This is a genomic window from Streptomyces sp. NPDC006510, from assembly GCF_040611955.1.
Taxonomy (GTDB): domain Bacteria; phylum Actinomycetota; class Actinomycetes; order Streptomycetales; family Streptomycetaceae; genus Streptomyces.
The window spans coordinates 1-7,854 of sequence record NZ_JBEXPH010000289.1; the positions used below are offsets into that span (position 1 = coordinate 1).

Consider the following 7,854-nt stretch of genomic DNA (forward strand, 5'->3'; position numbering starts at 1 on the left):
GGCCCGCGCAGCAGGGCACCCCCCTGCCGCCACAGGTCCCCCAGGCACCCCAGCCGCCGGTTCAGGCCGCGCCCCATCTGCCCGCGCAGGTCCCCCCGCAGCAGCCGGCCCAGCCTCCGCAGCAGCCGCAGCAGCCGCAAGGGCAACACCCGCAGCAGGCCCAGCCCGTCGACCCGCGCACCGGGGGCGCCTGGCCGACCCCGGTCACCCACGACCAGCGCGAGCGTTCCGTGCCCGGTGCCCCGCTCGGGTACACGGCCGCCGTGGAGCTCTCCTCCGACCGGCTGGTCCGGGGCAAGCAGAAGGCGAAGAGCAGCCGCACGCCGTCCGGCGCGTCCCGCTTCAAGCTGGGCGGCAAGAAGGAGGAGGCCGAGCGGCAGCGCAAGCTCGACCTGATCCGTACGCCCGTGCTGTCCTGCTACCGGATCGCGGTCATCAGCCTCAAGGGCGGCGTCGGCAAGACCACGACGACCACCGCCCTCGGCGCGACACTGGCCACCGAGCGGCAGGACAAGATCCTCGCCATCGACGCCAACCCGGACGCGGGCACGCTCGGCCGCCGGGTGCGCCGCGAGACCGGTGCCACCATCCGTGACCTGGTCCAGGCGATCCCGTACCTCAACTCGTACATGGACATCCGCCGGTTCACCTCGCAGGCGCCCTCCGGTCTGGAGATCATCGCCAATGACGTGGACCCGGCGGTCTCCACGACGTTCAACGACGAGGACTACCGGCGCGCGATCGACGTGCTGGGCAAGCAGTACCCGATCATCCTCACCGACTCGGGCACCGGCCTGCTCTACAGCGCGATGCGCGGGGTGCTCGACCTCGCCGACCAGTTGATCATTATCTCGACGCCGTCGGTCGACGGTGCGTCCAGCGCGTCCACCACGCTGGACTGGCTCTCCGCGCACGGGTACGCGGAGCTGGTGCAGCGCTCCATCACCGTCATCTCCGGGGTCCGCGAGACCGGCAAGATGATCAAGGTCGATGACATCGTGCAGCACTTCGAGACGCGCTGCCGCGGCGTGGTGGTCGTGCCGTTCGACGAGCATCTGTCGGCCGGCGCCGAGGTCGACCTCGACATGATGCGTCCCAAGACCCGCGAGGCGTACTTCAATCTCTCCGCGATGGTCGCCGAGGACTTCTCCCGCGCCCAGCAACAGCAGGGACTCTGGACGTCCAACGGCTCCAACCCGCCGCCGCAGTACGCCCCGCCGATGCCCGGTCAGCAGCAGTACGCCCCGCAGCAGCCGCAGCAGGGGTACCCGCAGCAGCCGTACGGCGGCCAGCAGCCCCCGCAGCCGTACCCGCCGCAGCCCGGCCCCGGGGCGCAACCGAACGGCTGGCAGCAGTCGTTGCCCTCACCGGCCCCGTCCGCGGCGAACCCGGCGGGCCCGCTGCCACCCCACCAGCAGCAGCTCGCCCTGCCTGGTCAGCCGGGTCAGCCCGGCCAGCCGGTTCCGCCCGAGCCCCAGGGTCCCGTCCCGCCCTCCGGGTGGCAGCAGCAGCCGCCGTCAGCGCCTCAGCAGTAAGGCATCAGAGGTCTAAACCAATGAGGGCCCGCACCGTCTCCACGGTGCGGGCCCTCCGCACATTCCCGCAGACCACACGCCGTTTCGATGACCGTTGACGCAGCTCGACCACCGCTGATAAACCTTCGCTTCACCAGCTGGCGAACCACAGATCAACCCGCCTTCTCCGTGCGAGTCATGACGCGAGGTCCCTGACCATGGTCGAAAGAGTTCCACCACGCTCCGCCAAGCCACGCTCACGTCTGCGTGTCCTCCTGGCCTCCGGCGCCGCCGCTCTGGCACTGGCCGCCGGTTCCATCGTCCCGGGTGTGCCGCTCGGCGCCGCTCCGCAGCAGGCGCAGGCCGCCGACAGCGGCAAGTCGACGCTGACCGTCGCCGTCGCACAGAGCGTCGACTCGCTGAGCCCGTTCCTCGCTCAGCGGCTCATGAGCACCAGCATCAGCCGGCTCATGTACGACTTCCTCACCAACTACGACCCCAAGGACAACCACGCGATCCCCGGCCTCGCCACCAAGTGGGAGCCGTCCGCGGACAAGCTGACCTGGACGTACACCATCCGGTCCGACTCCAAGTGGTCGGACGGACAGCAGGCCACCGCCGAGGACGCGGCCTGGACGTTCAACAAGATGATGACCGACGAGGGCGCCGCGCAGGCCAACGGCAACTTCGTCGCGAACTTCAAGAAGGTGACGGCTCCCAGCCCGACGCAGCTGGTCATCCAGCTCAAGGAGCCGCAGGCCACCATGGCCGCGCTCGATGTGCCGATAGTCCCCAAGCACGTCTGGGAGAAGGTCGGCGACTTCTCCAAGTTCAACAACGACACGAAGTTCCCGATCGTCGGCAACGGGCCGTTCGTCCTGACGGACTACAAGGTCGACCAGTACGTGAAGCTCAAGGCCAACAAGGACTTCTGGCGCGGCAAGCCGAAGTTCGACGAGCTGGTCTTCAAGACGTACAAGGACCAGGACGCCGCGGTCGCCGCCCTGCGCAAGGGCGAGGTCTCCTTCGTCGCAGGCTCCCCCGCGCTGACGCCCGCTCAGGCCGCGTCGCTCAAGGGCGACAAGAACATCAAGGTCAACGAGGGTCCGGGCCGCCGCTTCTTCGCGCTGGCCACCAACCCGGGCGCGCAGACCAAGGACGGCAAGAAGTTCGGCAACGGCAACAAGGCCCTTCTCGACCAGAAGGTCCGCCAGGCCCTCTTCCTGTCCATCGACCGCAAGACCATCATCGACAAGGTCTTCCAGGGCCACGCCGTCGAGGGCCAGGGCTATATCCCGCCGCGCTTCTCCGCGTACCACTGGCAGCCGACCGCCGAGCAGAGCCTCGCGTACGACCCGGCGAAGGCGGCCAAGCTGCTCGACGAGGCGGGCTACCCGCTCAAGGGCGACCAGCGGGTCGGCAAGGACGGCAAGCCGCTCGACCTGCGCATCCTGTGCCACGCCACGGACCCGAACGACAAGGCGATCGGCAAGTACCTCAAGGAGTGGTGGGGCAAGCTCGGCATCGGCCTGAAGGTCGACTGCCTCGACGACGTCTCCGTGCCCTGGTACGCCGGTGAGTACGACCTCGCCTTCGACGGCTGGTCCGTCAACCCGGACCCCGACTTCGTCCTCGGCATCCACACCTGCGCCGCGCTACCGGTCAAGGCGAAGGACAGCGCCGCCACCGACAACTTCATCTGCGACAAGCAGTACGACGAGCTCTACAAGAAGCAGCTCGCCGAGTACGACCCGGCCAAGCGGGCCGGCATCGTCAACCAGATGCAGTCGTGGCTGTACGACTCCGGGTACATGAGCGTCATCGCGTACCCGAACGCGGTCGAGGCGTACCGCACCGACCAGATCAAGTCGATCACGACCATGCCCGAGAAGGCCGGCAACATCTACGGCCAGGACGGTTACTGGAGCTGGTGGTCGGCCGCTCCGGCGTCCGGCGGCAGTTCGGACGGCTCCGGCGGGTCGAGTTCCACCGGCGTCGTCATCGGCATCATCGTGGTGGTCGTGGTGCTCGTCGGTGGCGGGCTGTTCATCGCGATGCGCCGCCGCAACACGGCGGACGACCGCGAGTAATCACCCGGACGGGTCGAGAGGGACCGGCCGGGGAACATTCACGTCGCCGGCCGGCCCCTCCACGTGCAGCACGAGTAACGAGAGTTCCCCATGACAGCTGACAGCACTCCGGCGCTCGTGCAGATCGCGGACGCGGACACCGACGGCCCGGCTCAGGCCGGCCCGTCGGCCGCCCGCGGTCCACGGGCGCGCAACACCAAGGCATACCTCCGATACGTGGCGGCCAAGATCGCGGGAGCGGCGGTCTCACTGTTCGCGGTCCTGGTCACCAGCTTCTTCCTCTTCCGGCTCATTCCCAGCGACCCGGTGAAGCAGATGACGGGCGGCCGCCCGGTCTCCGCCGAGCAACTCCAGTCGCTGCGCCACCAGTTGGGACTCGACCAGCCGATGTGGCAGCAGTTCACCACGTACATCGGCGACGCCCTCACGGGTGACTTCGGCACCTCGTTCCAGTTCCACGCACCGGTCATCGACAAGATCACCGAGGCGCTCCCGGCGACGCTGCTCCTCACCGGCACGTCGTACGTCCTCTACACCGCGCTCGGCATCTGGCTCGGCACCCGTACCGCCTGGCGCAACGGCTCCATGAGCGACCGCTTCAACACCGCGTTCGCGCTCACGCTCCACTCGGTGCCGGCGTTCTGGCTGGGCCTGCTCCTGATCATCGTCTTCGCGGTGGGCATCGGCCCGATCCCCGGGATGTTCCCGACGGGCGGTCTGGAGTCGGGCAACGAGACCGGGTTCGCCTACGTCCTCGACGTGGCGCACCATCTGGTCCTGCCGGTGATCACACTGGTCGCGGTCGGGTACGCGCAGACGCTCCTGGTGATGCGTTCCTCGCTGCTCGACGAGATGGGCAGCGACTATCTGACGACGGCCCGCGCGAAGGGGCTGCGGGACGACGTCGTGCGCCGCAAGCACGCCGTGCCGAACGCGATGCTGCCGACGTTCACCCTGATGTTCGTGAACCTCGGGCATGTGGTCGCCGGACAGATCCTGGTCGAGACGGTGTTCTCCTGGCCGGGCCTCGGCGGTCTCTTCTACCAGGGTCTCAGCGTGCCCGATCTCCCACTGGTGCAGGCGCTGTTCTTCGTCTTCGCCACCGCGGTGATCCTGGCGAACACCCTTGCCGATGTGCTCTATCCGCTGCTCGACCCCCGGGTGGGCCGATGACTACCGAATCCATGCCCACGCCCACGAAGGCGGAGACCGCGCAGAATCCGCGTGCCCTGGCCCGCGCGCGCAAGCGCCGGTCCATCGCCCGCTTCTGGCGGGAGTACCGAGGTCACCGGAGCGGACTGTGGGGTCTGGGCGCACTCGTCCTGATCGCACTGGTCGCCCTGTTCGCACCGCAGCTCGTCGGCGCCGACTCGCAGAGCGTCACCGGCGCCCCCGGTGGCGCGCTGGAGTCGCCGAGCGGTGAATTCCCGCTCGGCACCGACCAGTTCGGACGCAGCGTGCTGGCGCTGCTGGTGTGGGGCACCCGGGTCTCGCTGACCGTCGGCCTGCTCGCGGCGTTCCTGTGCGTCGCCATCGGTACGGTCGTCGGCATCGTCGCGGGCCACTTCCGCGGCTGGTACTCGACGGTCCTGATGCGGGTCACCGACTGGTTCCTGGTGATGCCGACGCTGGTGCTCGCCATCGCGCTCGCCACGGTGATGAACCGTTCGATGTGGACGGTCATCATCGCGATCGGGGTCACGACCTGGCCGACCACGGCCCGGCTGGTCCGGGCCCAGACGCTCGCCGTGGAGTCCCGCCCGTACATCGAACGCGCCCGCGCGCTGGGCGGCGGCCACGGGCACATCATGGCCCGGCACGTGCTGCCGAACGTGATGCCGCTGGTGCTCGCGCAGACCACACTGGTGATCTCCAACGCGATCCTCACCGAGGCCACCCTGGCCTTCCTCGGTCTCAGCGACCCGACCACCACCTCCTGGGGCGGCATGCTCCAGGACGCCCGCGAGGCGGGCGCGGTCAGCGCGGGCCACTGGTGGTACCTGGCGCCGCCCGGCATCGCCATCGCGCTGGTGGCCCTGGCGTTCACACTGTGCGGCCGCGCCATCGAGTCCGTCCTCAATCCCAAGCTGGGGGTGGCCCGTTGAGCACGACGAGCATCCAGAAGACACCGCTTCTCGACGTACGGGACCTCACGGTGACGTACGCCGGCGGGGCCCAGGCCGTCCGTGGTGTGAACCTCTCGGTCGACGCCGGGCAGAAGCTCGGCATCGCCGGTGAGTCGGGCTGCGGGAAGTCGACGCTGGCGCTCGCGCTGCTGCGGCTGCTGCCCGCCGGCGCGAAGGTCTCCGGCCAGATCCTGCTGAACGGCGAGGACGTCCTCACCATGAAGTGGGGCCAGGTCCGGGCGGTGCGCTGGGCCGGGGCATCGATCGTCTTCCAGGGCGCGATGCACTCGCTCAACGCGGTGCACCGCATCGGGGAGCAGATCGCAGAACCGATCCTGCTGCACCGGAAGGCGACACAGGCCGGTGCGGCGAAGAAGGCCGGCGAACTGCTGGAGCAGGTGGGGCTGCCCGCCGCCCGCGCGTCCGCCTATCCGCACGAGCTCTCCGGCGGGCAGCGGCAGCGCGTGATGATCGCCATGGCGCTCGCCTGCGATCCGGGACTGATCATCGCGGACGAACCGACCACGGCTCTCGATGTGATGATCCAGGCCCAGATCCTGCGGCTGATCGAGCAGCTGGTGTCCGAGCAGGACCTCGGCCTGATCATGATCAGTCATGACCTCGCGGTGCTCTCGGACACCTGCGACCGGCTCGCGGTGATGTACGCGGGCCGGGTCGTCGAGGAGGGCCCGGCGTCCGAGGTCTACGAGAACGCGCACCACCCGTACGGCAAGGCCCTGTCCGGCGCGTTTCCGCGCATCGGCGATCCGGCCTCCCGGTTCGCGCCCCGCGGGCTGCCCGGTGACCCGCCGGACCCGTCGGCGCTGCCCGGCGGCTGCACCTTCCACCCGCGCTGCCCGGTGGCCCTGGACTCCTGCGTGACCGAGGACCAGGAGCTGCGGGACGCGGGTCCGCAGCGGCGGGCCGCCTGTGTGCTGGTGGGGCCGGGGGCGGCCGCGGTGCCTGCCCTGCCGGGCGCCGAGGAAGCAAGGAGCACATCATGACCACCACCACTCCCCTGCTCAGTGCGCAGGGGCTGAAGGTCACCTTCCCCGGCCGGCGCGGGGCCGCCCCGGCCCGTGCCGTGGACAGTGTCGATCTGGACATCCGCCCCGGCGAGATCGTCGCGCTGGTCGGTGAGTCGGGCTGCGGCAAGACGACGCTGGCCCGTTCGCTGCTGGGCCTGGTCCCGCCGACATCCGGTCAGGTCACCTTCGGCGGCAAGCCGCTCGACTACGCGGGCCGGGCGCTGAAGACGTACCGCAAGCGGGTCCAGCTGGTGCTCCAGGACCCCAGCGGTTCGCTCAATCCGAGGCACACGGTGTACGACGCCGTCGCCGAGGGCCTGCGGATCCACGGGTACGCGGGGGACGAGCGGGCGGCGGTCGCCGAGGCGCTGTCGCGGGCGGGGCTGCGGCCGCCCGAGCGGTTCTTCCTGCGCTATCCGCACGAGCTGTCCGGCGGTCAGCGCCAGCGGGTCGTGATCGCGGGCGCGCTGGTCCTGGAGCCCGAACTGATCGTGGCCGACGAACCGGTGGCCTCGCTCGACGCCTCGGTGCGCGGCGAGATCCTGGCCCTGCTGCTGCGGCTGCGGGACGAGCTGGGCCTGTCCGCGCTGGTGGTCACGCACGACCTCGGGCTTGCGTGGAACATCGCGGACCGGGTCGCGGTGATGTATCTGGGACGGATCGTGGAGACCGGCAAGGTGGAGGAGATCCTGACGGCTCCTCAGCATCCGTACACCCAGGCGCTGTTGTCGGTGCTGCCGGAGTCCGGGGCCGAGCCGGTGATCCTGACCGGTGAGCCGCCGGACCCGTCCAGGGTCCCGTCCGGCTGCCGGTTCCACGCCCGCTGCCAGGTGCTGGCCTCGGGCGAGGCGGAACGGGCGGGCGTCGCGGATGCCTGCCGTACGAAGGATCTGCCGGTGCTCGCGGGCGGCGGGCAGACTCAGGTGGCGTGCCACTGGGCGGTCGCGGCCGCGAAGGCACGGGCATAGCACGACGGCGACGCGACGACGCGGGGCCGGGACCGTCGATGACGGTGCCCGGCCCGCGGCGTCGGCGGGGGGGGGGCGGGCGGCCGCGCGGTAAGCGGGCGGGGGGCAGCCCCGCGCGGGAGCGGAGG

At 70.1% G+C, this 7,854-nt stretch carries 6 protein-coding genes; all 6 read left to right on the forward strand.

From position 1 onward, the window contains the following. A partial coding sequence (locus tag ABZY11_RS41100) for a MinD/ParA family protein (RefSeq protein WP_356484061.1) occupies positions 1–1,535 on the forward strand: 1,535 nt, incomplete at its 5' end. 197 nt (positions 1,536–1,732) lie between these two features. Next, positions 1,733–3,604, forward strand: coding sequence for an ABC transporter substrate-binding protein (locus ABZY11_RS41105; protein WP_356484062.1), 1,872 nt, complete (start codon positions 1,733–1,735; stop codon positions 3,602–3,604). A gap of 90 nt (positions 3,605–3,694) precedes the next feature. Beyond that, positions 3,695–4,777 carry an ABC transporter permease gene (locus ABZY11_RS41110; protein ID WP_356484063.1) on the forward strand — a complete coding sequence of 361 codons (1,083 nt, stop codon included), beginning with the start codon at positions 3,695–3,697 and terminating at the stop codon, positions 4,775–4,777. After that, positions 4,774–5,709 carry an ABC transporter permease gene (locus ABZY11_RS41115; RefSeq protein WP_356484064.1) on the forward strand — a complete coding sequence of 312 codons (936 nt, stop codon included), beginning with the start codon at positions 4,774–4,776 and terminating at the stop codon, positions 5,707–5,709. Before ABZY11_RS41110 ends, ABZY11_RS41115 begins: the two co-directional genes overlap by 4 nt. Then, entirely contained in the window at positions 5,706–6,734 is a 1,029-nt protein-coding gene (locus ABZY11_RS41120; protein ID WP_356484065.1) for an ABC transporter ATP-binding protein, read from the forward strand. The genes ABZY11_RS41115 and ABZY11_RS41120 overlap by 4 nt, the downstream gene beginning before the upstream one ends. Beyond that, positions 6,731–7,726 carry an ABC transporter ATP-binding protein gene (locus ABZY11_RS41125; protein ID WP_356484066.1) on the forward strand — a complete coding sequence of 332 codons (996 nt, stop codon included), beginning with the start codon at positions 6,731–6,733 and terminating at the stop codon, positions 7,724–7,726. The genes ABZY11_RS41120 and ABZY11_RS41125 overlap by 4 nt, the downstream gene beginning before the upstream one ends. The last annotated feature ends 128 nt before the right edge of the window (positions 7,727–7,854 follow it).

Excerpts from the sequence above, each read along its gene's own strand:
- ABZY11_RS41115 (WP_356484064.1), top strand. The coding sequence starts at position 4,774 with ATGACTACCGAATCCATGCCCACGCCCACGAAGGCGGAGACCGCGCAG.
- ABZY11_RS41110 (WP_356484063.1), top strand. The coding sequence starts at position 3,695 with ATGACAGCTGACAGCACTCCGGCGCTCGTGCAGATCGCGGACGCGGAC.
- ABZY11_RS41125 (WP_356484066.1), top strand. The coding sequence starts at position 6,731 with ATGACCACCACCACTCCCCTGCTCAGTGCGCAGGGGCTGAAGGTCACC.
- ABZY11_RS41105 (WP_356484062.1), top strand. The coding sequence starts at position 1,733 with ATGGTCGAAAGAGTTCCACCACGCTCCGCCAAGCCACGCTCACGTCTG.